Here is a 25,579-nt window from a genome sequence, read left to right as displayed (position 1 = left end):
ATTGAAACCGCTATCAAAAATGGGGGTGAAGTAGAGTGGATCACAAAGAGACGGCCAAAGCCTTGAAAGAAGGACGGACATCTTTAGGCATTGAATTTGGTTCAACACGAATTAAAGCAATTTTAATAGATGAGGAATTTCAGCCAATTGCACAAGGTGCATATGAATGGGAAAGTTTTCTCCAGGATGGAATATGGACGTACAACTTAATTGATATCATTACAGGTCTGCAAGTGGCGTATCGAGAGATGAAAGAACAGGCCGAGCAAAAGTATGGTGTGACCATTCAAACCATTGGCTCAATCGGGGTATCAGCGATGATGCATGGCTATGTGGCATGTGATCATACAGGAGAGGTTCTCGTTCCGTTCCGAACATGGCGGAATGCAACGACCATCGAGGCGAGTCAAAAGCTGACAGACGTATTGCAATTTCATATTCCAGAAAGATGGAGCATTGCCCATTTGTATCAAGCGGTATTAGAAGATGAAAAACATCTATCCCGATTAGAATATATGACCACTTTATCAGGATATATTCACTGGCTGTTAACCGGAAAGCAGGCCATTGGTATTGGCGATGCGTCAGGGATGTTTCCGATTGATGAACAAACGAAGGACTACAATGAAGAAATGCTCCAGCAATTTGAAGCATTGATTGCAGAAAAAGGCTATCTGTGGAAGCTTCGCCACCTTCTGCCGCGTGTCTATTTAGCAGGCGAAGAAGCTGGCGTGTTAACGGCAGCAGGGGCAGCCATTTTGGATCAAGGAAAACATTTGCAGCCTGGCATTCCATTTTGCCCGCCGGAAGGTGACGCTGGAACGGGCATGGTGGCGACAAACAGTGTAGAAAGACGGACCGGGAATATTTCTGTTGGGACATCGGTTTTTGCCATGATTGTGCTGGAGCAGGATCTAAAAGGTGTATATCCAGAAGTGGATATGGTTACGACGCCGGATGGACTGCCAGTTGCCATGGTTCATGCGAATAACTGTACAAGTGACCTAAACGCTTGGATGAATATATTCAGAGAGGCATTTGAAGCACTTGGCCTGCAAGTGGAGTCAGAAAGGTTATACGAATCGTTATTGCAGCAAGCTTTAGAAGCAGATCAAGATGGCGGCGGACTCTTAAGCTATGGCTATTACTCTGGTGAAAATATTACGAGACTGCCAGAAGGAAGACCTCTATTTGTCAGGTCTCCTGAAAGCCGCTTTAACCTTGCTAATTTCATGCGCACCCATTTGTTCTCCGCTTTTGGAGCTATGAAAATAGGCATGGACCGGTTAAAGGAACAGGAACATGTAGTGATCGACCGCTTACTAGGGCATGGGGGATTATTTAAAACACCGCTCGTTGGACAAAAAATGGTTGCCGCAGCGCTGAATACACCTGTATCAGTCGTTTCAACAGCAGGAGAAGGCGGTGCGTTTGGGATGGCTGTCCTTGCTTCATATATGGTCCATCATCAGCGGCAAACATTGGCTGAATTTCTCACCCATCGCGTATTTGCCCATACATCTGAAGAGCTCATGGAGCCCGATCCACTTGATGTCAAAGGCTTCAACGAATTTTTAAAGCGCTATCAAAAGGGGCTTGCGATTGAAGAAGCGGCGGTAGCACATCTCATACCAACGAAAGGAGTGACGACGGTATGCTAGATCGCTTAAAAGAAGAAGTGTATCAAGCAAATTTAGATTTGCCAAAATACGGACTTGTGAAATTTACATGGGGAAATGTCAGTGCATGTGATCGTGACAGTGGTTTGTTTGTGATTAAGCCGAGCGGCATAGCGTATGACCAGCTATCAGCAAAAGATATGGTCGTGGTGAATTTTGATGGTGAAGTGGTGGAAGGAGAATTCAGTCCTTCGTCAGATACAGCTACACATGCAGTTCTTTACAACCACTTTGAGGAAATTGGCGGTATTTCACATAGCCATTCTATGTGGGCTACCGTTTGGGCGCAGGCAGGACTTGATTTACCAGCAATGGGCACAACACATGCCGATACATTTTACGGCGCCGTTCCGTGCGCTCGATTTCTCACAGAAGAAGAAGTCAATCGCGGCTATGAGGTAGAGACGGGTAAGCTGATCATCGAAACGTTTGAGAAAAGAAACCTAGATGTGATGGCGGTGCCGGGTGTATTGCTTCAAGGTCATGGTCCATTTACATGGGGGAAAGATGCTAAAAGTGCGGTCACAAACAGTGTGATTTTAGATGAAGTCGCCAAAATGAACCTTTTTGCCAAGCAATTGAACGAATTTGCGGAGCCATTGCCGCAGCGAATTTTAGATAAACATTACTTAAGAAAACATGGAAAGCATGCGTATTACGGACAAAAACCTTCAACATAAAGAAACGAGGGATATCTATGTTAACAAGCCTGAAAAAAGAGTTTTGGTTTATCGTGGGGTCACAGCATTTATATGGTGATGAAGCACTGCAAAAAGTAAAAGCAGATGCACAAAAGATCACGGATGCTTTAAATGAGAGCGGTTTACTTCCTTATCCAGTGATCTTGCAGGACCTGGCTGTCAGTGCCGATCAAATCACAAAGATTATGAAAGAGGTCAATTATCGCGATGAAGTTGTCGGTGTGATGACGTGGATGCATACATTTTCTCCAGCAAAAATGTGGATACGCGGCACCAGTCTTTTGCAAAAGCCTCTTTTGCATCTTGTTACACAATATTATGAAAAGATTCCGTGGGACACGATCGACATGGACTATATGAATCTCCATCAATCCGCACATGGAGACAGAGAATATGGCTATATCAATGCACGTTTAAATAAACAAAACCAAATTGTGACCGGTCATTGGTCTAAGCCGGAAGTCCAGCAGCAAATTGCTGATTGGATGGACGTTGCGGCTGCCTATCATGAGAGCTTTCACATCAAAGTAGCCCGGTTTGGTGACAACATGCGGCATGTGGCTGTGACAGAAGGCGATAAAATTGAAGCGCAGATTCAATTAGGATGGACCGTTGATTACTTTGGAATAGGCGATCTCGTCGAATATGTAAATGCAGTAGAGGAAAAAGAGGTAGATGCATTATTTGCTGAGTATTTAACGCAATATGATGTAAATTATGGAACGTATTCAGTTGAAGAATGGGAAAAAAGTGTCAAGGTGCAGGCGCGATATGAGATCGCCATCAAACGTTTCTTAGATGAAGGCGGCTATCATGCTTTTACAACAAACTTTGAAGATTTACATGGGATGAAGCAGCTGCCTGGACTTGCGGTACAGCGGCTGATGGCAAAGGGATACGGCTTTGCTGGAGAAGGCGATTGGAAAACGGCCGCACTGGACCGCTTATTAAAGGTGATGAGTCACCATCAATCCACTGGATTTATGGAGGACTACACATATGAAATGACGTCTGGACAGGAAGCGGTGCTGCAATCTCATATGCTGGAAGTAGATCCAGCGCTCGCTCATACGAAACCCGTCATTGTCGTGTCTCCACTTGGAATTGGAAACCGGGAAGATCCAGCGCGTCTTGTGTTTGATGGAAAAGCAGGCGATGGTGTCGTTGTCTCCATAGCGGATTTTGGAACACATTTTAAATGGCTCATACAAGAAGTCGAAGCCTTTGAGCCAGAGCAAGCAGCACCTCATTTACCAGTTGCGCGTGTATTGTGGAAAATTAAACCGAATTTTCAGGATGGCGTCAAAGCATGGATTAAAGAAGGCGGAGGCCATCATACAGTCGTGTCTCTCAATTTAACGGTTGATCAAATTGTTCACTTTGCAAAGCTTGTCAATGCAGAATATGTGGTTTTATAGAAGGGGGAAAGGTCTTCTGCTGGTTACAGTAGAAGCACCGGATGAAATGAAAGCGGTTAATTAAGTGAGGGGGTCATCCACTTGGAGAAAAAAGTGTCAAGTAAATTTATCTTCTTTTTCGGGTCCTTTGCGGGCATCTTATTTGGATATGATATTGGTATTATTGCAGGGGCGGAAGGACATATTCAGGAAGAATTTCAGCTTAGCCCATTATGGCTTGGAATCGTTGTCTCTTCATTAATGGGCGGGGCCATCATTGGCTCCATCTTAAGCGGTCTCTTAGGGGATAAATTTGGCCGCAGAAAACTCATTTTGGTCTCATCCGTGATCTTTTTTGTCGGGGCGATTGGATCAGCCGTCGCACCAGAAGAGATTTCACTCACCATCGCTCGAATCTTTTTAGGGACAGCGGTAGGAACAGCTTCATCTTTGGTTCCGGCATATATGTCTGAAATCGCTCCTGCTAAAATCCGCGGGAAATTATCTGGGCTCAATCAGCTCATGATTGTAACTGGTCTACTGCTCAGCTATATTGTCGCGTTTGTGTTTGAGCCCATCCCGGACAGCTGGCGCTGGATGCTGGGAAGTGCCGCTTTATTTGCGATCGTGCTTTATATTGGTATGCTGAAGCTTCCTGAATCTCCGAGATATTTGATTAAACACGGAATGGCTCATAAAGCACGGGAAGTATTAGGATCACTGCGTTCTTCCCGTGAAGAAATCGAATCAGAAATGCAGGAAATTTTAGAAGTCGCCAAAGAAGAACGCTCGGGGATTCGTGAATTGTTTCAAAAGAAATTCAGAATGGCTCTTTTCATTGGGGTTGGAATGGCAACCCTTCAGCAAATTCAAGGTGCGAACTCCATTGTCTATTATGCAACGAGTATCGCTCGGAATGTAGGGCTTGCGCCGCAGGTTGCCGCAGGTTTTACAGTCATTGTCGGTATCATTTTTGTCGTCACGACCGTGATCTTTTTACAATTTGTTGACCGCTTCGACCGCCGAACGATTCTCACCGTAGGAGGATCGGGCATGGCCCTTTCTTTCTTTGCTCCCGCCGCATTAGGGGCACTTGGCGTCAGTGAAGGAATTTTAAACTGGGTAACATTGATTTCACTTTGCTGCTTTATTTTGTGCTATGCCTTCTCGTGGGCACCGATCACCTGGATCATCATCGGCGAAATCTTCCCGCTTTCTGTCAGAGGCATCGGAGCAGGTATCTCTTCTGCCTTTAACTGGACCGGATCGTTAGCAGTTGGACTCGTTTTCCCTATTCTGGCTGATAAATTCAGCTTTGGGGTCATTTTCTCCTCATTCGGAGTCATCTGCTTAATCGGGCTGTTATTCACCCGTTTTGTGCTAGTCGAGACAAAGGGAAGAAGCTTAGAGCAAATCGAAACCGATATGGCTGCACGTGTATAAAATAAAGAAAACCATCTATCCCATGGGGACTGACCCCCGTTATTGAGACAGGGATCAAAACACCTTTATACAGCCAATTGCCGATAGTTTATCGGTGATTGGTTGTTTAGTTTCGTTTGAATACGAATGTTGTTATAATAATAAATGTATTCTTTGACAGTGCGTTCTACGATGTTGGTCGTAGTTCGATCAATGCTGTTAAGATAGAACGTTTCAGACTTTAGTGAGGAATGAAACGATTCGATGGAGGCATTATCAGCGGGTGTCCCTTTACGGGACATGCTCATGGTAATGCCTTTTATATGAACAGCTTTCTGATACTCGTAAGATGTATACACAGAACCTTGGTCGCTATGTAACACGCAGTTCTCAGGCAGTGCTGGGAGCTGATCAAGTGTGTTTAAGATAAAGTCTGTGTCCTGCTTATCACCAATCGTAAAAGCAATCACTTCTCCATTATATAAATCCAATATACTGGAAAGGTACAATTGTTTCTGTCCATAAGGCAAATACGTGATGTCCGTTACTAGTTTTTCAAGAGGGCGATCAGACTGAAAGTTCCGATCGAGTATATTACCAGCCACGGCATAGGGCTGCCCATTCTTCTTACGCTTTTTCATTTTAACCCGGCATTGCCACTGGTTTTTCTGCATGATACGTTGAACAGTTTTATGGTTAATACGCATTCCCACTTTTAGTATGGCTGTAATTTTTCGGTATCCATATCGATACTTGTGCTCTCGGCACAACGTGCCGATTTGTTTCTCTAGTTGTCTTTTAGAATGATTCTGAGTCAGATTCTTTTTCCATCTATAGAACGAAGCGCGTGAGATGCCTAAATGGACACAGATGTCCTGTACTGTCATCTTTTTGCGCAATTCTTCTACCAGTTTGATTGACGTTTCCTTATCAACTTCCTTTCCAATTCGTTGTACTTTTTTAAAACTTCATTCTGTTGACTCAGATAGCGATTTTCTGCCCGCAGTCTCTCTAATTCGGAAGAGTACTCGGGACCCTTTCCATAGGTATATTGTTTTCCAACAGGCTGTTCGAACCGGTGTGTATCCCCAGCCTTATGCCACCTCACCCATGTCTGAACCTGCGTTTTATTTTTGATATTCAATTCTTGCATGATCTCTTTCATTGATACGCCTGCCAATCTCATGTCTACAGCCTTCTGTTTGACTTCAACCGGATAACTCACTCTTGTCCCCATAGAAAAACACCTCCATGTTTTATTTCGGATGACAACGATCCGTTTTCAAACTTGAAGGTGTTTTTTATTTGTCTCATCTTATGGGGTCAGTCCCCATGTGGGTAGATGGTTTTTTTACTCAAGCGTCTGTTTGAGCTCATTTGGCAGTAAATCAATCAATTGATCATAGGAAGACAAATCCAGTACTTCAAGAAGCGCGTAATATTTCGCGTAAATTTCACTCAGCTGATCAGGATGGTTTGTTTGATATTGATTCAGATGTAATTGAGTTAGTTCAAGTGCAATGTCTAGCTTGTTTCGTTCGAATGGCTGTGTCGTGTTGATCATATCGTTCACCTCTTATTTGATAATGAGTGGAAAAAATACATTGAATAAAAAGAGCTGATGTTTTGTTTTCATGGTGTCCTAAGATATCATTTGTATATTATGTTAAAATTGCCCTTTTGTAAAGAAAGAGAAAAATAGATAGAAAGTGGATTTTTTTTAAAATAGACATGCATCTAATCACGAAAGGTGCCTCTGACATACGATAGAGTGTAAGTGAAAGACAACTTGAAGGGGTGTTGAGATGAGCCGAAATCGATTAGATGATTTCTTCTTTGGTCCTCGCAGAGGAAACCAAGGAGGAGACGAAACGGTTGTTTTCCCCACACGTCAAATTGTCAACACAAGAACAAATGAACAAACGATCAGAAAAATTCATCCAACGCATATCACAAACGTCAATAAAAACATCAAAAGAATCGAAAACTACTATCCGGTCACTGAATCGACTCACAACGAGTATATTGTAGAAGAATACGATTGCGGCAGTGATATTAAAAACCCTTGCTGCCGTCCGGTGAAGCGCTGTAAGTGGTAATGAAGGGGCATCCTTTTAAAGGATGCCTCAGACCGTAGACAAACCCCTCCTTTACTTAAAGTAAAAGTGGGGTTTTCACATTTTTTGATAAAAACATCATGTGTTTTACGCTGGACATGGTCCTTTCCATGTCCAGTTTGCTAGCTTTTTAAGGTTCATGGCAGCGAAAGTAAGCATCGCTTGCATTGAAACTTTTTTTAGTCCTCGAAGTTTCGTCCAACGCATACCATGCTTTTCTTTGGCATCCGCAAAAACGCGTTCAATTGTTTCTTTCCGTTTTGCATAGATGCTCTTATTTATTTCAGTGAGTCTTAGGTTGTCTGCTTCATCTAGGTAATCCTGCCAAATATGCCGATGAATTTGTTTGGTATGATTTTGACTTTGTGTACAGTTATCTAAAAACGAGCAGGACTTACATACTTCTGAGTCGGACGCATATTGCTTATAGCCTTCTCTAGTCGTTGTACGATAGGAGAGAATTTGCCCGTTGGGGCAAATGTAACAATCAAAATATGCATCATACACGTATTCATTCTTTTTCAAATAACCAGCTTTTGTTTTTGGACGAGTGTAAGGCATGACTGGTCTTATCTCTTGATCCATTAAAAACTTAGCGATGTAAGGTGTTTTATATCCAGCATCTACTGCGACTACATTTGGTTTTCCGATTTTCTCTGTCACCTTTGATACGAGTGAATCTAACATACGACTATCATGAACATTGCCACCTGTGACCAGTGATCCTAGAATAAATCCTTTTGAATCACAAGCTGTATGAAATGAATAAGCAAATGACTTTTCACGTTCATCCTTTACATAGTAGCCACTCTCTGGGTCAGTTGTACTGACTTTGATTTCTTTTATTTCTTCTTTATTCTGAAGGGGTAAAGGCTTTTTTCCATGTTCTTCACGATCAATATTAATTTCCTCATGAAGCTGATTTTGATAACTTCTCGTCTCAACTCGAACGATTTTCTTTTCAAGTTTTTTCTTATTGGCATTCGCTTTGACATGTGTTGAATCAATGAAGGCGACAGAAGGGTCAACGAGGCCTTTTTTCATCGCTTCTCTTAAGGTTCGATAAAAAATTTGTTCGAATAAATCTGTATCGTGAAAACGTCTCACGTAGTTTTTACCGAAGGTAGAAAAGTGCGGAATTTTCTCCGAAAATCCATACCCAATAAACCAACGATAAGCCACATTGGTTTCAATTTCTTTAATCGTTTGACGCATGGAGCGAATGCCAAATAGATATTGGATCAAAACCATTTTAATGAGAACAACGGGGTCCACACTTGGTCTGCCATTGTCGGAACTATAATGATCTTTGACAAGATCATAAACGAAGTCAAAATCGATTGCTTGATCTATTTTCCGTACAAGATGATCTTCAGGCACTAATTCATCTAATGCCACTACTTCTAATTGATTTCTTCTTTCTTCTTCACGTTTCGATAACATGTTCATCCCCCACAGAAATGTTAATACCCTTATTATACAAAAAAGCTTGTAGACTTTGTCTACAAGCTGCAGCGTGTAGACAAACCCTCGCATTCGGTGTCAGTTCTGCGCTCCGGTGCTCGCCCTTCCTAGACTGCAAAGGTTTTCTATCACGCTGAAAAGAAGACAAAGGGCTAAAATAAAGATCATTTTAGCCCTTTGTCTACAAGCTGGGGCATCCTTTTAAAGGATGCCTTTTGTATGTCTAATGCTCCATTTCATTTAATTGTCCTTGATCCAGCTGAAAGAAACGATTTCCTAATTCTGAATAAAGGTAGCGCTGATGGCTTGTAAATAAAACACATCGATGTGAGAATTCTTTTTTTAATAAAGAAATCGATTGTATTTGAGAGGCTTCATCAAGAGAGGTAAAAGGCTCATCAAGAATAATCAGCTCTGGAGATCTTGCCAGCATACAATTTAAAAAAAGTTTATATCTCATGCCCAAAGAATACTGTTTGACAGGCATCTTTAGGGCATGAGTTAAATCAAATGCATCACAAAGCGATAGAAAGGTCTCTTTGTATAAAACCTTTTCCGACTTTTTCATTTTCCATAAAGACTGGATAAGCTCCATATGCTCGAAACCAGTGAGCGCATCATAAACTAAAGGTTTATCTGGAATGTACGCTACTAGATTTTTATATTGAGCCATTCCAGGGTGATGCTGCTTGTTAAGTAAAATCGTTTCTGATGCTGAAGGAAGCAGACCTGCGATGATCTTTAAAAGTGTCGATTTACCGCTGCCGTTCTTTCCAATAATACAAGCTCGATCACTTTCTTTCAGATCAAATGACACATGATCGAGAAGGGGAGAAGTCTCTTCTGTTATTTCATAGCGAAAAGATAGCTGAGACACTTGAAGTTTAGCCATTGATGAATCCTCCAATAACAAATGCAGTCGTCACAAGCATATACAAGATCACAGTTGCTAAGGCAGCTTTTTTTGATCCTTCAGCATAGTAAATAATTCCATCATAAAGGATGCGTAAAAGATATAAGTTGAGTAAGAAGGAAACTATTTGAATCAAGAGAAAATAGTTATCTAATTGTAACACCATCACACAATAGATCGCTGCACTATTCACTAATAAAAGAAATGCATTATAAACCAAAATAACAAGATACATTTTGCGTAAAATAAAAGCTTTATGAAAAAAATACATATAAATAGAAGTTAGAACAGTACTGAGAAAATTTAAAATGAAATAAAGCGGGATTGTCAGCAAAAAGATAAAAATAATGCTGGCAAGTTGTTTCCCAGTGGATAAAGGTTTATCTACTAACAAATCAATAATAAAAAATGTTAAAAAGACAGTCGACACAAATAATGATAGTAAGACGAGGCCTACAATGGTTTTAATCGATTGATTTTGATTGAAAAATTGCTTAGGTCGTAGAAGTAGCTCCATGGAACCACATTCTCCTTTCTTCTATGGTAGATGTACATGGCTAACGTATTGCTCTAAAAGAGATGCTATGAATAAAAGAACGGCTGCTGCAAAAATCAATTGAAGCACAGTTAGGGTCAGTTTTTTTAATTCAATCGTTTCTCCTTTTATAAATCGATAAAGATAAATAAAAGGATAAGAGCTGACGATTGAGAACAGAATTAATCCAAGAACTTCTACAAAAGCATGAGGCAGTAATCCTGTAAATAGCTGCTGCGCTTCGTGATTGACAATCAAATACTGAACGAGTTTGCCGATAATGTAGCCGTTGTAAAAAAGAATGCCTGCAGACATGATGCCGCCTGTAAAAGCTCCAATGCCTAATATTGCCATTCCAACTTGTAAATTGTTTAAGAAAATAGATAGAAAAAACATCTCTTCATCCTTTTTAAGATAAGGAATCTGATCATAAGGAAGAAGGCTTCCGATTAGCACAGCTGCAATAAAGATAGCAGCGTAGAGGTAACCGAGGCGTAGAATCAGTCTATTCTCCGATATAAAACATCTTATTTTTTTCAACATATTCAATCCCTTTATAGATGGTCTTTCGGCATAACACCCAGCAAATTACTGAAACGATCACAAAATATAAAGCAAACAGAACGCTTATGAGACTTGTAGAATGCTGCAAAATAGGTAGAAAAGAGGTCAAGATCATATAGTACATGAAAGGCAACACGAGAAAATTCCTTGCAAAGGCCTGTCCTTTATCGATAACTTCTATTTCTTCATTAGTTGTCCCTATTTCATGCTCGTGAATAAAATTGAATTTCGTTGTGAATGGAAACAAATACAGCTGAATCAATGGGAAAATGAAAAAGCCAATTCCCAATGCTACCAATTGAATGAGCATCTGAACATCAAAAAGGTGATATACACTCATGATTGATAGATTAATGAACAGTAGAAAGAGTGACGGTATGGAAAATAAACAATAAAATAACTGGATTTTTGATAAGAAAAACTGCATAAGAGATGTTTGAGAAAGCTCATAGAGCCAAATATTCTTTTTTTCAGCACTCAAAGAAAATATAGAAGGGGTCAGCATTCTCATTTCATATGTTTGATTAGCTAAAATCATCACATTTAATGTGAATAATAGCTGAATTTGCAAGGCTTGATGATCAATAAGCGAGATCAAGCCGGTCATAATCCCGACATAGAAGAAGGCTTCATATGACATGAACATATAATTAAAAAACTCTTTAGACAGAAGCCATCTTTTTTCTTTTAACACCTTAAGGTCTTTTTGAATCAACATATTCTTTTGAAACAGCGAGCCCTGAATTTTATCAAGTGCTTGAAAGTACCAATAAAATAAATCTTTAAAATGTTTTGAGTTTTGATCATGCTCTTTTCCAGTCGGAATCCAGCGAACAGGGGTCTTCATGACGAGTGTTGCCGCTAATATCACCACGAAAAATGTGACGGGTGAAGTAAAAAGCTCTAGAAATTGTAGAAATACCGAATCCTGTGAAAATAAAGCATGATGGATTTTTTGAAGATTATTCTGATATAAAGACATCAAGTTGTTTGAAAGTGTAATCCAAAACGCATCTTCTGCAAGCGAAGAAATTGATTGAAAAAGTTGTCGGAAAGTGTAATAAAAAGGGAAAACAATGTTTGATATTAGAACTCTTCCACATAAGAAAAAAAGTAAAGAGATGCTTGTGAAAAAAAGAACACGGATGATCCCAATTTTTTTTACGACAATGTTATAGATGTAAGCACCAAATATCTTATTGCTGACGATAAAAAGTAAGAAGCCTGTCAATATAACATTGAGATGCTTCAACCAGAATATCCAGTCATGTGTTTGAGCAATGAAATATTGAAAGAGAAAATAGATCAAATAAGTACTCAAGCTCGTAAATAGAAGCCATACCAACTCAGAAAACAAAAGCGTTTGAAAAAGGTGTCTCGCGGATATAGGTGCAAGCTGTATCAACTCTTCAAAAGGAAGAATATGTGTTCTTCTATAAGATTCAATTCCTTTGACAATAGAGAAAAGGAACAAAAATATCACAAAAGCACTTTCCCATTCTATTTGATAGACCGGGGAGTAAAGATATGAAGAAATAACGAATACAATCAGGCATCCGAATAAAATATCAAGGATGCAAGAAAATAATATGTATTGTTTAGAAGAAAACGATTTGAAAAATGAAACCCTGCGTATTATAAACTGAGCTAGATTTGAATATTGTTGTTTCATTCTAATTGATAGAAGTAGTGATAATAATGGATATAACATCTTCTCACCTGCATAAAAATTTAAATAGAAGGAGAACAAAGTCTCCTTCTATTGGGTCATAAAATTGAATTACCAAGCAATAACAGCTTTACGGCCTTTTTTCTTAATTTCGTTTTTAAGGTACTGGCGAATTGTCTCTTTACCAGCCGCTACAATGAGAGAAAGACCACCTGATCCTACAGCAGTTAAAATGGAGATAATTGTTGTAACAGCCCCGCCCGCTTCAACCACGTTCAGAACAACTGCTGCAACACTGCCTGGAATACCAAATTCTTTTGCTAGATCAGCAACGGGCAGTATTTGTAGCGAGAAGGAAAAAAGAGCTAGCATAAGGAATCCTACTGCTAAAGCACCAAAAAGAACATGTAGTTTGATTTCGTTTTTTGTTTCTGTCATATCAAATTCCTCCCTTTTTTGTATTTTTATTACTATTATATCTTAAGCTATCTTTTAGTTCATCGCAATCCTTTTTTTTCATTTTTTTCATGAATTAGTTATAGATTAATATAAATAAAGTGAAAAGATAAGTGAGAAAAGAATCGTTTTTGCTAGAATAAAACACGTAAACATGATCGGAAATACCTTGTTTTTACAGATGGGGAAGCGACTCTAATTTGCATATAGGTAAAGAGATATGTGCAGAGGGGCCAATATCCTTTGATCAAAATCTCCTTTCAAGATAAAATTAGAAGTATCCATCATTCTTTTGGAGGCGATTTTCTGAATATTCGATTGTTAACACCAGATGATGCTGAAGAATATGCAGCACTTAGACTAGAAGCACTGCGATTAAATCCAGAGGGTTTTGCGATGAGCTATGAGGAAGAGCAAATCAATACAAAGGACAAATACACCGAGCGAATCTGACAGCGATGTATGTAACACCTAGTGCCCGCGGAGCAGGCCAGGCCTTGATGACAAAAGTTCTTTCCTTTGCGCGAGAACGGCAGGATATCGAGCAAATGTATTTATCAGTGGTGACAACTAATCACTCAGCCAAACGCCTCTATCGCTCCGTTGGATTTGAGTCGTACGCTGTCGAAGAAAAAGCGCTAAAATGGACTGATACATATGCAGATGAGGAAAAAATGGTTTTATTTTTATCATAGTCTGGAGGAGATAGAAGTGGATCAACAGGCCATGCGTATTACATTAGCGGCAGGACCCAATAGTGAGCTGGAATCTTTTGCACTGCGTGCAGCACTTGAAAACTTCGGCGTGAAAGTCGATATGCATTGGATTGGAAGACCGAATGATCTGATTCATGTGTTATCTGGTAGAGCTAGAGGAGAAATAGATTATCTTCTTTTGTCGTTTCACGGTGAAGAAGGAGCATTTATCATGCCTGAATTAGGGGAAGATGTATACGAAGATGAGGAGCCTAGAGATACTGCTTTTGGAGCGGAAGAAATTAAGCGGTATGCCTCCTTAGAAGGAGTTCATGTCATCTCTACAGGCTGCACACTAGGAGAGAAAAATCTAGCAGATGCTTTCTTAGAGGCAGGGGCTGCATTATACGGCACCGGATGATTACATCGATGGGAATGCAGCATTTATCTTTGTGCTGACCATGCTGTACGAGCTCATGAACAATACAAAGACGGTCAGAGCGGCATTTGATCGAGCGCGTTCCATTGATGAAGAAACGAAATTATTTCAACTATATATGCAAAAGTAATCAAAGGACTGAGAAATCAAGTCCTTTTTTTATTCTTCTCTAAAAATGTGTCGAAAATGTGACAATTGTGTAATTTGCAAACTAAAAAGGGCACATGTAAAGTCTATCCTACAAACACACGTCATTCAGGCATGACGGCATCACGAGAGGAGAATTTTTGTGTCAATTAAATGGAAAGTCAGTCTCGTCCTATGCGGACTTGCGATGATCATCGGGATCGCAGCGTTTTATCATAATCAGCAGGCAAGCGGGACAGAGAAGAAGAAGGTAGAACCAGATGCGAGCTATAAAGAAGTTGAAATTGTGACCCTCGTGAATGACGGGAGATACTTGAGATATGCTGTGAACTATCCTGTGTTTCATCAAAAAAAGCTAGATCAAGAGATGAAAAGATTTGCAGAAACAGCGCTGGACAATTTCAAAACATCATTTAGTGAAGCAAGCGATGTCGATGAAGATCATCGATACGAATTAAACATAGATTACGAGATTACTCATTATGCCAAACAAACTGCTGCGATCAAATTCAATACATATGAATTGAAAGGCGGAGTAAAAGGCGCACATGAAACGAAGATATTCAATTTTGATTTCAAGAAACAGCAGTTTTTATCAATAGATGATCTATTTTTATCAAAGAAAGAAAGTTTGCAAAAACTGTCTCAAATGACATTTGAGGAGATGAAAAAAGATCACTCTCTTGCTGAAAACGAGCATTTACTCAAACAAGGAACATCTCCTAAGGCAGAGCATTATCAGTATTTTGCCATCAAAGATCGTTTTATTGAATTCTACTTCCCAGCAGGGCAAATTGCACCAGACAATAAAGGACCTCAAGTGCTGGCGATTAAGAAAACACTGCTTAAAGGAATGTTAAAGCCAGAATACATTAATAAAGAAAAGAACAAAAACGAGAAAAAAGAACCGATCGCAAAAAGAAAGATCGTAAAACTGCCAAAACAGGGAGTATTCAACCCAAATCAAAAAGCCATTGCCCTTACATTTGATGATGGACCAAATCCATCAACGACTTCAAAAATCTTAACAGCTTTAAAAGAAAACAAAGGACATGCGACATTTTTTGTTTTAGGCAGCAGGGTTCAATATTATCCCGATATGCTAGGTGAAATCAGAAAAGGTGGAAATGAAATCGGAAACCATTCCTATAACCACCCTTTACTCACAAGACTGCCATTAAAACAAGCCATCAAACAAGTAGAAGATACGCAGCACATCATTGAAAAAGCAGGCGGGTTCACACCGACTCACTTTAGACCGCCATATGGTGGAACAAACGGGCAGATCAACGAGGCTGTCAACATGAAAGTCACACTTTGGGATGTAGATCCTGAAGATTGGAAATATCGCAACAGCCAATACGTTGCCAACTACATTCTTACACATGCGTCTAGCGGAGAAACCGTCTTAATGCACGACATCTATGACACCTCTGCCAACGCGGCTGTCACGATCATCAAGGAATTGACGAAGCAAGGCTATCAATTACTAACAGTATCAGAGCTTGAGCAGTGGAAGGAAGCTCGGGCGAAAAAGGTGAATTGAATACGTAAAAAAGATGCGAGTCTTAATGGATTCGCATCTTTTTTAAAGCCAATTATGAGAATGAAGGGAAAATATGTTAAAGTGATTGTAGAAAGGGGAGGGCTTCGGATGGTATTGATGAGGTTGATCAGCATATATATGCTGACAGCGTTTAGTTTGGGATTTGTCGTAAACTATGTACCTGGTTTGATGCTGCCCATCTATATTCTTGCGATGATTGGGCTCATTTTATGTCTCGCTCATATTGCGCTCCATTATATTCGGCGAATCAGAAATATGTTATTTGATGAGTAACGGGAATTTCTCCTATGGAAAAAACCTCCTGCTAGATGCGTGAGGTTTTATTTTTTCGGTTTTTGTTGTTCTAACAGTTGGATGATTTTCTCGTTGGTCGCTTTGATTTGTCTCAAAAGAGAAACGATATTTCCTGTGAATCCTATGAGCACAATACGTAAAATGATGATCATCCACATGCTATGGCCTCCAAATCGCTGACACTAATACAGTATAATAAGAATGTATAAAATGAACAGTTCGTGCCATATATCCGGCAATTGAGTTGAATGGAGAATGTTAAGGGGGATTTATTTGAAACGAGTAGACGTGGCTTCAGCTATTATTTATGACGAGGAAGAAAATCTATTAACGGTCAAGAATGTAAAGGGATATTGGGAACTCCCGGGCGGTGCTGTGGAAAAAGGTGAACCCCTGCAGCAGGCTGTCATCCGTGAAGTAAAAGAAGAGACAGGGGATGTTGTCAAAGTAAATGAACTTCATTCGGTTCGAGAAGCATTCTTTCAAGATAAAAAGCATCATGCGCTGATCATTACGTTCTTTGCGGAAATGATCGGGGGAGAGATGAACAGTCTAGATCCGGATCAGGATATTGAAGAAGTAAAATGGGTCAGCACTCAAACCTTTCAAAAGCTAAACCCAGAGCTATATCACATGCTAAAATTAAACCAACAAACACAAGCTTTTTATGATTTTGAGGGAAATAGAACAATTGGTTAAATCCAAATTGATAGAGGCATGAAGGAGCGATATGGATGTTTTTATACTACGGCCCCACTGGAGCTCCAGTAGAAAATCCGGGGGAAGAATTCATGAAAAGGATCTTCTTTCAGGAGGGTGAAGAGTATTGGAAACAAGGAAACGGAGAATCTTCCATTGAGATAGAGGAAGAGTGGGAAAGTGAAAGTCTAGTTTTCTTTTATACTGAACCGTATGGATTCTTTATCATCAGATATCCAGATTTTTTAGTCCCTTTTCAAAAGGTAGAAAAGATCGAAACGATCGAGCATTTGGTTGCTGGATCACCATTGTATGTGCCATCGTGCAGCTATGTCGACCGCAATGAGGCGTATCAAATCGTTCAACATTTTGTGACGACAAAAAAGGTATCTGATCTTGTTGAATGGGTCGAGTTGAGGAATATTCATTTTCAGCATGATGTGAAAAGGTAGGGGAGTAAGGTGAAAGTGTGTACAGAAGAAAGGATACATAGTTTAGATGAGAGTATGCATTTACATGTAGGATATGATGAACATGGTTGTGATTATGAAGGCGTGTTTTTTAAGAGTTTAGAAACAGGAAGATGGTTAATGTTTTTTGATCAAAAAAGTTACGGGTTGAATCTCTTAAAGAGTTATGAGGAATACAATCATTTAGGCTTATTCATTGGGGAATATTCAATTGAAGATGCTCAAATCGAAGAGAAAGGTCAGCAATTATTTGAGCATTTTTTAAAAGAAAACAACATAGTGGGATAAATGAATGGATCTTTAACTGACCTTACTTTTCATAAGAATGTACTGATTTTAACTTTCTACCGATAAAATTAGCAGATACAGGTGTTAATTGTTTTTCTCTTGCCCAAACAGAAAGTTGACCGATATGGTGAATTTCGTGGGCAATTATATGATGTAATATTTCACCTTTAGTGTATTCATCTTCATCCCAAGGAACTGTTACCATTCGATCTTGTTTTTCATCTAAATGAGATTTTAAAAATTCAACTATTTCATGTCGTAAAGTCATTGAGAGTGTTTGTATTTTCGCCAGAGTCTTGTAATCATCAAAATCTAATACCACGTCTTCTTTACCCTGAATACCATGAATCCAACTATATTCAACATCAATAATGTGAAAAAGAGTGTATAAAATACTCCCTACCCCACCTATGCGGTCTTTTAACAACTCTTCTGTTGTTAGTTGATTACACCAGTTAACCCATTCGTCTCTAACCTTCCAGTTGTACTCAAAAAACTTAATCATTATGATCACTCCAAAGTTAAATTGTTTGTTTAATTACTGCTATCTCTTAAAGATATTCTTGTTGAATTAAACGACACAATGTACATGATCTGGTGTCAGTTTAGAAACAATCATACTATCAACCTTGTTTTCATAACATGGCCCTTGGAAACTGTTACGTTTATAGGGTCTCTTGCAGCAAGTTGTTCTTTTTGGTAAGTGGTAGTTTATCTACAATTACTAAACGTCTTGCTTCTAATATCCCGAATGTTTGTTCTTATATTGATTATACTAAGTTTTCTGACAGATATCAAATAACAACATTTAAAATTGATTAGCAAGAATACACGAAGCATTATATTTTATTTTTTCGTATTTACATTTTTTAAGTTGCAACTCTCTATATAGTGGGGCATGATGAATTGATTTCCTTCATGTCTTAGTTCATGAACATGATCAAAATCTTGCCATTGTTCTTGAGGGCTACGGCGCTAGTTATTATCAAAAGAAATGCAGCGAGACAGTAGCTTATTGCCGAAATAAAAACAGACCTAGTGAGGTATGTTTCAGCGTGTAGACAAACCCTCGCATTCGGTGTCAGTTCTGCGCTCCGGTGCTCACGAATGTCAAATTCGCTCCGCTCCGGTGCTCGCCCTTCCTAGACTGCAAAGGTTTTCTATCACGCTGAAAAGAAGACAAAGGGCTAAAATAAAGATCAGCGCGCGCTTTTCAATCCGTGACACATAGCTCCGCGATATCCCGAGCTCCTTGGCTATTTCCCGCTGCGTTTTTTCTTTCTTTAAATCAAGGTCGAACCGGCCGACGATCACTTCTTTTTCTCGGCCATCGAGAATGTCGATATACTCCTTTACTTTTTCAAGCTCCATGTTGAGCTGAATGGTATCAATCACATCTTCATTTTCGGATTTTAAGACATCGATTAATGAAATTTCGTTGCCTTCTTTATCCTGACCGATGGGGTCATGCAAGGAGACATCCTTTTTTGTTTTTTTGAGCGCACGTAAGTGCATGAGAATTTCATTATTAATGTCAAAAAGGGGGTGCAATAAAAGTGCATCAAAATTTCATTCATATGGTTCAGTTTTATATTTCTCATCTTTAATTCTTATCAATTGACCTTCTTTGTTTGAAATGTATAGGATATCATTCTTTTCAATCACCAAGATTCCTTCTATCGGTGTTTTAAGATACGAAGAGCTGATTTTTTCAAATTTTAAAGAAGTATATGGTGTAACAGTTCGCATGAGCTTTCCTGTTTCTTTAGAAATTAAAGGAGTAGATACGACAAAGACTAAGATAAAGAATGTGAGTACGGGTAATACAGGACAATTCCTCGTTAGCTATTTTTTTGAAAATAACTATTGTCATTGCTAAAAATATAGGAACAATCCAAAATAATGAAAGATACAATAAATTTGTTAAAGTTATCGCACCTGTAAAAATTACAGTTAGCAAAACATTTAGAAATAACCAAAAAATAATAAAGAGAATGAAATCTGGTAATTTTTTTGATTTCAATAACTTAACAATATGAAAAAGGTAAAAAGCTGAGATTATTACTATAGAACTTACTAATAGAACTGAATAAAAAGGAAAGGGAACAATAACCGTAACGATTTCTAACCAAGTATTGGTTTGTATTAAATCACCACTAAAATAATACCCGTATAAAAATGCATAACCAATTGAGTAAATAAAAAAGCTGCCACCAGTTAAGAGTAAGGTGGATACTACAATTAAGAATAAATCTGATCTTAGAATTTTATCTAGTAAATTCAATACGATTTTCTCCTTTATAATTTAATTAATCCCTAGAAGGGTAAACTTCTCATAAAGAGTTTTAATTGAATATTTGGTTTAATAACAAGATGAGTAGATTCAATAAGTTATCTTAATAGATATCCAAAAAATTTTGTTGGTTTCGACAAAAAAAGAAAAAATAAAACCAACATCTTTTTCGACCATTAATAAAATAAACGGAATCTTTTATAAGCAAAGCTTCGAGTAACATTAAACTGATTAGCAAGAATACAAGAAGCATCATATTTTATTTGTTCATATTTAATTTTCTTCAACATAAATGTCGGAATACAAAACTTATATGCAAAACGCTTCGCCTGCATTTCCTGCAGCTCTCTCAACAGTGGAGCATAATCAGTTGATTTCCTTCATGTCTAAGTGCATGACCCAAAGTTCATCACCAAAATCTTGCCATTGTTCTTGAGAGCTAAGGATTATCAATGATATTAGTTCCGTCATAATGTCGGCAACTGATCTTAAAAATGGTGTTACAGAAAATGTAGTTAAAATGAAAAAATAGGAAAGAGGCTATAGAATGGATTTTATAAATGACCTTAGTGAAGAGGCTAAAGTTGCTCTAGGATTAGCAATAGCTGAAAAAATGTATACATTCATAGATAAAGAAGATGATGGTTACCACATAGGAGAAAAAGCTTTAGATGATTGTTGGAAATGGCTTTCTGGCAAAGAGTTAAGTGCAGAAGATTTATGTAATTATATAGATAGTGAAGATTATATGGATGTAGCTGAGTTCGCTACTAAAGAAAAAGATGAACAAAAACAATATGGCTGGTATTCAGTATTAGATGCAGTTTCTTACACAGCGTATCAAGCGTATAGACGAGAAAATAAAAAATTTGTTCCTCAAGTGCTAGAGGTAATAGACGATGAAACATTAATTGTAATGTGGGAAAATGCAATTGAATCAAAAAAGATTGATAGGGCTGAATTAAATACCTTGAGAAAATATTTAATTGATCATTATCCTAGCAAAGATCACGATCATAACAAAATATATTTAATTAACAAAGAGGACATCGCATTCATTTAAATTGGATTTATTGGGCGATATGAATAAGAGGGCAGCTATTATTAAAAGAAATGCAGAGAGACCGTAGCATAGTGCCGAATTTAAAAACAGACCTCATGAGGTCTGTTTTTGTAAGAAATTAGGAAGTTTATTTTCATTTCCCCTTCTCCCGCTTCCGCTTCTCCTTCTCCGCCCGGTAAAACTCATGAAACATCTTCATCAGCGCGCGCTTCTCAATACGTGACACATAGCTCCGCGATATCCCGAGCTCCTTGGCTATTTCCCGCTGCGTTTTTTCTTTCTTTAAATCAAGGCCGAACCGGCCAACGATCACTTCTTTTTCTCGGCCGTCGAGAATGTCGATATACTCCTTTACTTTTTCAAGCTCCATGTTGAGCTGAATGGTATCGATCACATCTTCATTTTCGGATTTTAAGACATCGATTAATGAAATTTCATTGCCTTCTTTATCCTGACCGATGGGGTCATGCAAGGAGACATCTTTTTTTGTTTTTTTGAGCGCGCGTAAGTGCATGAGAATTTCATTTTCAATACACCGCGCCGCATACGTTGCCAGCTTTGTTCCTTTTCCAGAGGAATAGCTTTCGATGGCTTTAATGAGTCCGATCGTCCCGATGGAGATGAGGTCTTCAGCGTCTTCCCCGGTATTTTCAAATTTCTTTACAATATGGGCGACGAGCCGAAGGTTATGTTCAATCAGCATGTTTCTTGCGTGTTCATCGCCCTGTGCCATGAGGGCTAAGTATTTTTTTTCATCATCTCCCGAAAGGGGCTGTGGAAAGGCATTGTTTTTGACATAGGACACTAAAAACACCAATTCTTTGACCATCAATCCCATCGCTGTAAATACTCCTGCCACGATTTTCACCTCCACCATGTTTAGGCCGCTGCCTATATCCTCAAATGTATGTGAAGGAGAGATTGTCTGTGTCTGTACGATGAAAAAATCATCTTTTTCAAAAAAATCGTGCTTCAGTTCGTCTCTTTTTTATGTTTGCGGTTTCTTTGCGGTGCTTGGCGGTCAAGAAGCGTGCTAAAATATGTAATATTAGACCGAAAAGGAAGGGGTAATTTCGGAACATGGGGAAGGTTCTATCTTCACATGTAGGTATGAAAATTAATGAATGGTATCGAATGATACGGCAGTTCAGTGTTCCAGATGCGGAAATCTTGAAAGCGGAAGTTGAAGCGGAAATTGAACAGATGGAAGAGGACCAGCATTTACTGATTTATTATCAGCTCATGTGTTTTCGGCACCAAATCATGCTTGACTATATACACCCTTCAAAATATCAACCTTTCTCAGTATCTAATCTAGTCGATAAAATCGAAAACTCCAATCATGAGTTATCTGATATGCTGCATTATTACCATGCATTTTTTCGTGGCATGCATGAATTTAGTCAAAAAGAATATTTAGAAGCCGTCAAATATTATCGAGTCGCAGAAAAGCAGCTGTCCATGGTATTTGATGATATTGAGCAGGCAGAGTTTCATTTTAAAGTGGCAGAAGCCTACTATATAATGAAACAAACACATGTCTCCATGCACCATATTTTAAAGGCGCTGGAAATATACGATCAGCATGATGCGTATACGATTCGCATCATTCAATGTCTCTTTGTCATTTCAGGAAATTATCAAGATTTAAAACGAAAAGACCGGGCGCTGCCTCATTTAAAAAAGGCAAAACAGCTCGCATCTCAAATTGATCACCCGCGCATATACAGTTCAGCGCTCTATAATTTAGGAAAATGTTATGGCGAGCTTGGCTATAGAGAGGAAGCGGAACGATATTTAACGGAATCCGCTGATCTTGCCCGCAAAGAGCTGCTCCCAACGCTTCCGCATACGCTCTATACGCTGGCGAAGCTGCTTTTTAGACAGAATGAACAGGCGGATGCCCTGCGCATATTAGAAGCTGGGAAATTGGCCGCAAAGAAGCATGAAGACCAGCTGTTCTGTCATATGTTTGAGTATCTGGATGCTTTATATGTTCAGGAAATCAATGAAGACCAGCTGCAAAAAACCATTGATTATTTGGAAAAACTTAGCCTATACTCTTATATAGAGGATATCTCACTAGAAATTGCGACAGCCTTAGAAGCCTCTCAACAATACAAAAAGTCCAACCAGTATTATCAGAAGTTATTATGGGCTCAAAATCAAATCCAAGAAGGAGAGTGTCTGTATGAATTCTAAGCAACGTTCGACAGTTGAAGAGAGAAACCAAACGTGAAACAAAGAGCGGGCCGATATGGCCGGCTTTTTTTATTTGAAAAAGAAGCAGATATCACCATGAAGCTTGCATGAATTGATGCGAAAGCGGGCAATTTATCGGTAATGATGTTCGGTGGAGGAGGCGGTCGAATGAGAGGGCTGCATATCTTGATGTGTATATGGCTGCTATGTGCTTTTGTTCCTAATGAAGTAGAGGCACATACATTAAAACGAGTCGATCTTGAAAAAACAGGACGTGCCTTTTGGGACATGAGAGCGGAACGGAAAAAGATTGCGATCACCTTTGATGATGGACCTCATCCAGTGTATACAAATCAAATATTAGATGTGCTGAAGGAGCATCAAGTGAATGCAAGCTTTTTTGTGATAGGAAGCAGAATCCATGCTTATCCAATGATCGCAGAACGGATTGTGGACGAAGGGAATGAACTCGGTAATCATACGATGAATCATACGTATTTTGACCTTTTGTCGTCAAAGGAGATCAAGCGGGAATTAAAAGAATCAGCGGCTCATATTGCTTCACTCCAGCCTGGCGGTCCCTTATTATTTCGCCCTCCTGGTGGACGCTTAACCATGAAATCATTCCGCATTCTGTCAAAGCAAGGGTACGATGTGGTCATGTGGTCCTTTACGCAAGATCCGAAGGACTGGTCAAGACCAGGCGCACGTAAAATTGCAAGCCGAATTATTGATCATATTCAAGGCGGCGATATTATCCTTTTACATGATGGCGGGGGAAATCGCAAGCAAACGGTAGAAGCATTGAAACAAGTGATTCCTGAGTTGAAGAAGAGGGGCTATGAATTTGTAAAAGTAAGTGAACTGCTGCACCACGACAAAGCATATATGCCTGTTCAGATGCAATAGGCAGCATTCGTCAAAAACATTCATTCATTGAAACCAAAAGTCTTGTCGTTTACTATATGAAGAGGGCTTTTGGAGGTGAATGTTGTGAAGAAATATGTTTTCCTTTTCATCCTATTATGTGTTGCTGCTGGATGCTCTAAGCCAGTACAAGAAAGCGTTATTGCATTTGGTGACAGCAATACAAGAGGATCAAACTGGGACTTTCGAGATTATCCAACATCTGAAAAATGGGTGAATCTCATGAAAAACGTCGAGCGCGGCCAAATTCAAGTGAAGAATGCAGGCATTGGCGGGCAGACGACTGAAGACGCGAAACTGCGCTTTGAGCAGGATATTTTAAAACAGAAACCAACTTACGTCCTCATCATGTTCGGTACGAATGATGCGGCGATTTTAGACGGGAAACATCCCCGAGTGACGAAAAAACGGTTTAAAGAAAATTTAACCTACTTCATTTCTGAAAGTAGAAAAGAAGGCATTACCCCGATTCTCATGACCTGTGTGCCTGTTGTAGAAGGCGGGAAAAAGGGCTTGTATTATTACTCCAGATATAAGTCATCTTATTTTGCCGGGAGAGGCGGGGCAAGAGCTTGGCAAAACTCTTATAATGACATCACAAGAGAAGTAGCGAAGGATGAGCAGGTGCCGCTTGTCGACAACTGGAAAGCTTTCATCCGAGAAGCTGGAGAAGATAGTGATCATGCCCTGATTCAGTCAGGTTTGATCGACCCTTCTGGCAATCATATGACACCAAAAGGTGCGAGAATTATTTATAACGAAATCAAAGAGCGTGATGTCATCAAACATTTTTAAATGATGGCCATCTGCCTAAACAAGACCATCCATCCAGCATAGTCTAACAGTATATCTTCCTAGAAGGAGGTAACTGATATGTGGGGATGTCCTTATCCTTACCCTGCGTGTTCGCCTTATCCAGCACAAGGAGCAGGAATCGGTTACGCTTTTCTTGTTGTGTTCCTTGTGGTCATTTTAGTCGTAGGCGGAGGGTTATGGTTTTGGAATGAACAGCCTTGCAATTAAGACACCTCTTCTTTCATCAGAAGGGGTGTTTTTTACGGAAAATAGTAGTAAGCCTATAGCGCAAGTGATATAATATCAGTCACCTGAGTTTAAAAAAGGAGAGTGCTCGGGAGGCATGGTTCCTGTGATATGGAATTAAGAGGAAACAGAGAGCATATGCCCGAGCGAACGTCTTTTCATTTCTGTCTCAATTAATTCAATGAAGTCGCGATTTAAGTTCATTTCATTTGCTTTATAATACGATTCTATAAGTAAATCATCTGACAGCTTTTTCATACTAGAAACCCATATGATGGGAAAAACACCTCCCCTGAAAAAGTTGGCATAAAATTTGAGAAAAGACATATCATCATAGGTTGATCGACTGTCTTTGAAGTACCTTTAATCTACCATGAATGGGAAACAAGAACAATCGTTCTGTTATCCACATGGTTAAGTGGATAACTTGTGGGTAGAGTGTTTATAATTGAATGAAAGCATGATGAAATATAGGTGGATAATGTGTGTAAAATTATCCACACCTGTTGAAGGTCCTCATCATATGTCGAAAACTTT

31 protein-coding genes and 2 pseudogenes are annotated in these 25,579 nt (G+C 39.2%); 18 read left to right on the top strand and 15 right to left on the bottom strand.

Annotation, left to right across the window (positions count from 1 at the left end; genetic code table 11):
- Positions 1-35 precede the first annotated feature (35 nt).
- The 4 genes from M1D81_RS12365 to M1D81_RS12350 all read left to right on the top strand — a co-directional run bounded on the left by M1D81_RS12365 (position 36) and on the right by M1D81_RS12350 (position 5,220).
- Positions 36-1,661: a xylulokinase gene (locus M1D81_RS12365; RefSeq protein WP_456266757.1), complete on the top strand. Its 1,626-nt coding sequence runs from the start codon at positions 36-38 to the stop codon at positions 1,659-1,661.
- Entirely contained in the window at positions 1,655-2,359 is a 705-nt protein-coding gene (locus tag M1D81_RS12360; RefSeq protein ID WP_456266758.1) for an L-ribulose-5-phosphate 4-epimerase, read from the top strand. Before M1D81_RS12365 ends, M1D81_RS12360 begins: the two co-directional genes overlap by 7 nt.
- Positions 2,360-2,376: 17 nt before the next feature.
- A complete protein-coding gene (gene araA, locus M1D81_RS12355; protein WP_456266759.1) occupies positions 2,377-3,798 on the top strand; it encodes an L-arabinose isomerase in 1,422 nt (473 codons plus the stop codon).
- Positions 3,799-3,879: 81 nt separating this feature from the next.
- On the top strand, positions 3,880-5,220 hold the full coding sequence (locus tag M1D81_RS12350; protein ID WP_456266760.1) for a sugar porter family MFS transporter: 1,341 nt from the start codon (positions 3,880-3,882) through the stop codon (positions 5,218-5,220).
- A 65-nt stretch (positions 5,221-5,285) separates the two neighbouring features.
- Here the strand turns inward: M1D81_RS12350 and M1D81_RS12345 are convergent.
- Together M1D81_RS12345 and M1D81_RS12340 are read right to left on the bottom strand one after the other, a co-directional pair.
- A protein-coding gene (locus M1D81_RS12345) for an IS3 family transposase (protein ID WP_456266761.1) occupies positions 5,286-6,436 on the bottom strand; the annotation gives its coding sequence in 2 pieces (ribosomal slippage) (positions 5,286-6,163 and positions 6,163-6,436; 1,152 coding nt in all).
- Between the two features lie 114 nt (positions 6,437-6,550).
- Positions 6,551-6,763, bottom strand: a complete 213-nt coding sequence (locus M1D81_RS12340) for a hypothetical protein (protein ID WP_024427922.1) — start codon at positions 6,761-6,763, stop codon at positions 6,551-6,553.
- Positions 6,764-7,004: 241 nt separating this feature from the next.
- On the opposite strand from M1D81_RS12340, the gene M1D81_RS12335 reads away from it, so the two are divergent.
- Complete coding sequence (locus M1D81_RS12335) at positions 7,005-7,298, top strand: spore coat protein (protein ID WP_024423071.1); 294 nt, start codon at positions 7,005-7,007, stop codon at positions 7,296-7,298.
- Positions 7,299-7,403: 105 nt separating this feature from the next.
- Here M1D81_RS12335 and M1D81_RS12330 read toward each other — a convergent pair whose 3' ends face one another.
- From M1D81_RS12330 to M1D81_RS12305, 6 genes are all read right to left on the bottom strand, one after another.
- Complete coding sequence (locus M1D81_RS12330) at positions 7,404-8,759, bottom strand: IS1182 family transposase (RefSeq protein ID WP_456266762.1); 1,356 nt, start codon at positions 8,757-8,759, stop codon at positions 7,404-7,406.
- 244 nt (positions 8,760-9,003) lie between these two features.
- The gene (locus M1D81_RS12325) at positions 9,004-9,672 is read right to left on the bottom strand and encodes an ATP-binding cassette domain-containing protein (RefSeq protein ID WP_456266763.1); all 669 of its coding nucleotides are present in this window, start codon (positions 9,670-9,672) and stop codon (positions 9,004-9,006) included.
- Positions 9,665-10,210: a hypothetical protein gene (locus M1D81_RS12320; RefSeq protein ID WP_456266764.1), complete on the bottom strand. Its 546-nt coding sequence runs from the start codon at positions 10,208-10,210 to the stop codon at positions 9,665-9,667. The genes M1D81_RS12325 and M1D81_RS12320 overlap by 8 nt, the downstream gene beginning before the upstream one ends.
- Positions 10,211-10,231: 21 nt before the next feature.
- Positions 10,232-10,771, bottom strand: coding sequence for a stage II sporulation protein M (locus M1D81_RS12315; protein WP_226014623.1), 540 nt, complete (start codon positions 10,769-10,771; stop codon positions 10,232-10,234).
- A complete protein-coding gene (locus tag M1D81_RS12310) occupies positions 10,734-11,639 on the bottom strand; it encodes a hypothetical protein (protein ID WP_232624190.1) in 906 nt (301 codons plus the stop codon). Before M1D81_RS12310 ends, M1D81_RS12315 begins: the two co-directional genes overlap by 38 nt.
- 933 nt (positions 11,640-12,572) lie before the next feature.
- Positions 12,573-12,899, bottom strand: a complete 327-nt coding sequence (locus tag M1D81_RS12305; protein WP_456266765.1) for an uberolysin/carnocyclin family circular bacteriocin — start codon at positions 12,897-12,899, stop codon at positions 12,573-12,575.
- A 261-nt stretch (positions 12,900-13,160) separates the two neighbouring features.
- Between M1D81_RS12305 and M1D81_RS12300 the strand changes: the two genes are divergently transcribed.
- The 5 genes and pseudogenes from M1D81_RS12300 (at position 13,161) to M1D81_RS12280 (ending at position 16,038) form a co-directional block, all read left to right on the top strand.
- Positions 13,161-13,370, top strand: coding sequence for a hypothetical protein (locus M1D81_RS12300; RefSeq protein ID WP_456266766.1), 210 nt, complete (start codon positions 13,161-13,163; stop codon positions 13,368-13,370).
- A 5-nt stretch (positions 13,371-13,375) separates the two neighbouring features.
- Positions 13,376-13,612, top strand: coding sequence for an N-acetyltransferase family protein (locus M1D81_RS12295; protein ID WP_456266767.1), 237 nt, complete (start codon positions 13,376-13,378; stop codon positions 13,610-13,612).
- Between the two features lie 16 nt (positions 13,613-13,628).
- Positions 13,629-14,181: pseudogene (locus M1D81_RS12290) on the top strand (delta-aminolevulinic acid dehydratase).
- 159 nt (positions 14,182-14,340) lie between these two features.
- Complete coding sequence (locus M1D81_RS12285; RefSeq protein WP_456266768.1) at positions 14,341-15,744, top strand: polysaccharide deacetylase family protein; 1,404 nt, start codon at positions 14,341-14,343, stop codon at positions 15,742-15,744.
- Positions 15,745-15,852: 108 nt separating this feature from the next.
- Positions 15,853-16,038 carry a hypothetical protein gene (locus M1D81_RS12280; protein ID WP_044332168.1) on the top strand — a complete coding sequence of 62 codons (186 nt, stop codon included), beginning with the start codon at positions 15,853-15,855 and terminating at the stop codon, positions 16,036-16,038.
- A 47-nt stretch (positions 16,039-16,085) separates the two neighbouring features.
- Here the strand turns inward: M1D81_RS12280 and M1D81_RS12275 are convergent, their stop codons facing one another.
- A complete protein-coding gene (locus M1D81_RS12275) occupies positions 16,086-16,217 on the bottom strand; it encodes a hypothetical protein (protein WP_456266769.1) in 132 nt (43 codons plus the stop codon).
- 115 nt (positions 16,218-16,332) lie between these two features.
- Between M1D81_RS12275 and M1D81_RS12270 the strand changes: the two genes are divergently transcribed.
- From M1D81_RS12270 to M1D81_RS12260, 3 genes are read left to right on the top strand one after another with little or no spacing between them, the layout of a single operon-like run.
- Positions 16,333-16,758: an NUDIX hydrolase gene (locus tag M1D81_RS12270; RefSeq protein ID WP_456266770.1), complete on the top strand. Its 426-nt coding sequence runs from the start codon at positions 16,333-16,335 to the stop codon at positions 16,756-16,758.
- Positions 16,759-16,793: 35 nt separating this feature from the next.
- Positions 16,794-17,210: a hypothetical protein gene (locus M1D81_RS12265; protein WP_456266771.1), complete on the top strand. Its 417-nt coding sequence runs from the start codon at positions 16,794-16,796 to the stop codon at positions 17,208-17,210.
- Positions 17,211-17,219: 9 nt separating this feature from the next.
- Positions 17,220-17,516 carry a DUF3986 family protein gene (locus tag M1D81_RS12260; RefSeq protein WP_456266772.1) on the top strand — a complete coding sequence of 99 codons (297 nt, stop codon included), beginning with the start codon at positions 17,220-17,222 and terminating at the stop codon, positions 17,514-17,516.
- A gap of 22 nt (positions 17,517-17,538) precedes the next feature.
- Here M1D81_RS12260 and M1D81_RS12255 read toward each other — a convergent pair whose 3' ends face one another.
- The 4 genes and pseudogenes from M1D81_RS12255 to M1D81_RS12240 form a co-directional block, all read right to left on the bottom strand.
- The gene (locus M1D81_RS12255) at positions 17,539-18,021 is read right to left on the bottom strand and encodes a DinB family protein (RefSeq protein ID WP_456266773.1); all 483 of its coding nucleotides are present in this window, start codon (positions 18,019-18,021) and stop codon (positions 17,539-17,541) included.
- Positions 18,022-18,626: 605 nt separating this feature from the next.
- Positions 18,627-19,049: pseudogene (locus tag M1D81_RS12250) on the bottom strand (sigma-70 family RNA polymerase sigma factor); the annotation flags it as partial.
- A 232-nt stretch (positions 19,050-19,281) separates the two neighbouring features.
- The gene (locus M1D81_RS12245) at positions 19,282-19,800 is read right to left on the bottom strand and encodes a hypothetical protein (protein WP_456266774.1); all 519 of its coding nucleotides are present in this window, start codon (positions 19,798-19,800) and stop codon (positions 19,282-19,284) included.
- Positions 19,801-19,985: 185 nt separating this feature from the next.
- Positions 19,986-20,162, bottom strand: coding sequence for an ImmA/IrrE family metallo-endopeptidase (locus M1D81_RS12240; protein WP_456270878.1), 177 nt, complete (start codon positions 20,160-20,162; stop codon positions 19,986-19,988).
- A 194-nt stretch (positions 20,163-20,356) separates the two neighbouring features.
- On the opposite strand from M1D81_RS12240, the gene M1D81_RS12235 reads away from it, so the two are divergent.
- Positions 20,357-20,872, top strand: coding sequence for an Imm6 family immunity protein (locus tag M1D81_RS12235; protein ID WP_456266776.1), 516 nt, complete (start codon positions 20,357-20,359; stop codon positions 20,870-20,872).
- 133 nt (positions 20,873-21,005) lie between these two features.
- On the opposite strand, the gene sigK is transcribed toward M1D81_RS12235, so the two are convergent.
- Positions 21,006-21,734, bottom strand: coding sequence for an RNA polymerase sporulation sigma factor SigK (sigK, locus tag M1D81_RS12230; protein ID WP_034738387.1), 729 nt, complete (start codon positions 21,732-21,734; stop codon positions 21,006-21,008).
- A 218-nt stretch (positions 21,735-21,952) separates the two neighbouring features.
- On the opposite strand from sigK, the gene M1D81_RS12225 reads away from it, so the two are divergent.
- The 4 genes from M1D81_RS12225 (at position 21,953) to M1D81_RS12210 (ending at position 25,024) form a co-directional block, all read left to right on the top strand.
- Positions 21,953-23,074 (top strand): response regulator aspartate phosphatase, encoded by a 1,122-nt coding sequence (locus M1D81_RS12225; protein ID WP_041086294.1) that lies wholly within the window; start codon positions 21,953-21,955, stop codon positions 23,072-23,074.
- Positions 23,075-23,242: 168 nt separating this feature from the next.
- The gene (locus M1D81_RS12220) at positions 23,243-23,983 is read left to right on the top strand and encodes a polysaccharide deacetylase family protein (RefSeq protein ID WP_025092934.1); all 741 of its coding nucleotides are present in this window, start codon (positions 23,243-23,245) and stop codon (positions 23,981-23,983) included.
- Between the two features lie 84 nt (positions 23,984-24,067).
- A complete protein-coding gene (locus tag M1D81_RS12215) occupies positions 24,068-24,796 on the top strand; it encodes an SGNH/GDSL hydrolase family protein (RefSeq protein ID WP_024423053.1) in 729 nt (242 codons plus the stop codon).
- Positions 24,797-24,874: 78 nt separating this feature from the next.
- The gene (locus tag M1D81_RS12210) at positions 24,875-25,024 is read left to right on the top strand and encodes a hypothetical protein (RefSeq protein WP_162842499.1); all 150 of its coding nucleotides are present in this window, start codon (positions 24,875-24,877) and stop codon (positions 25,022-25,024) included.
- Between the two features lie 135 nt (positions 25,025-25,159).
- On the opposite strand, the gene M1D81_RS12205 is transcribed toward M1D81_RS12210, so the two are convergent.
- A complete protein-coding gene (locus tag M1D81_RS12205) occupies positions 25,160-25,300 on the bottom strand; it encodes a sporulation histidine kinase inhibitor Sda (RefSeq protein ID WP_003217327.1) in 141 nt (46 codons plus the stop codon).
- Between the last annotated feature and the right edge of the window lie 279 nt (positions 25,301-25,579).

It is taken from the genome of Bacillus sp. JZ105 (assembly GCF_053903125.1).
Note: the sequence above shows the minus strand (reverse complement) of the source record. Positions and strands in the feature narration are given on the sequence as shown.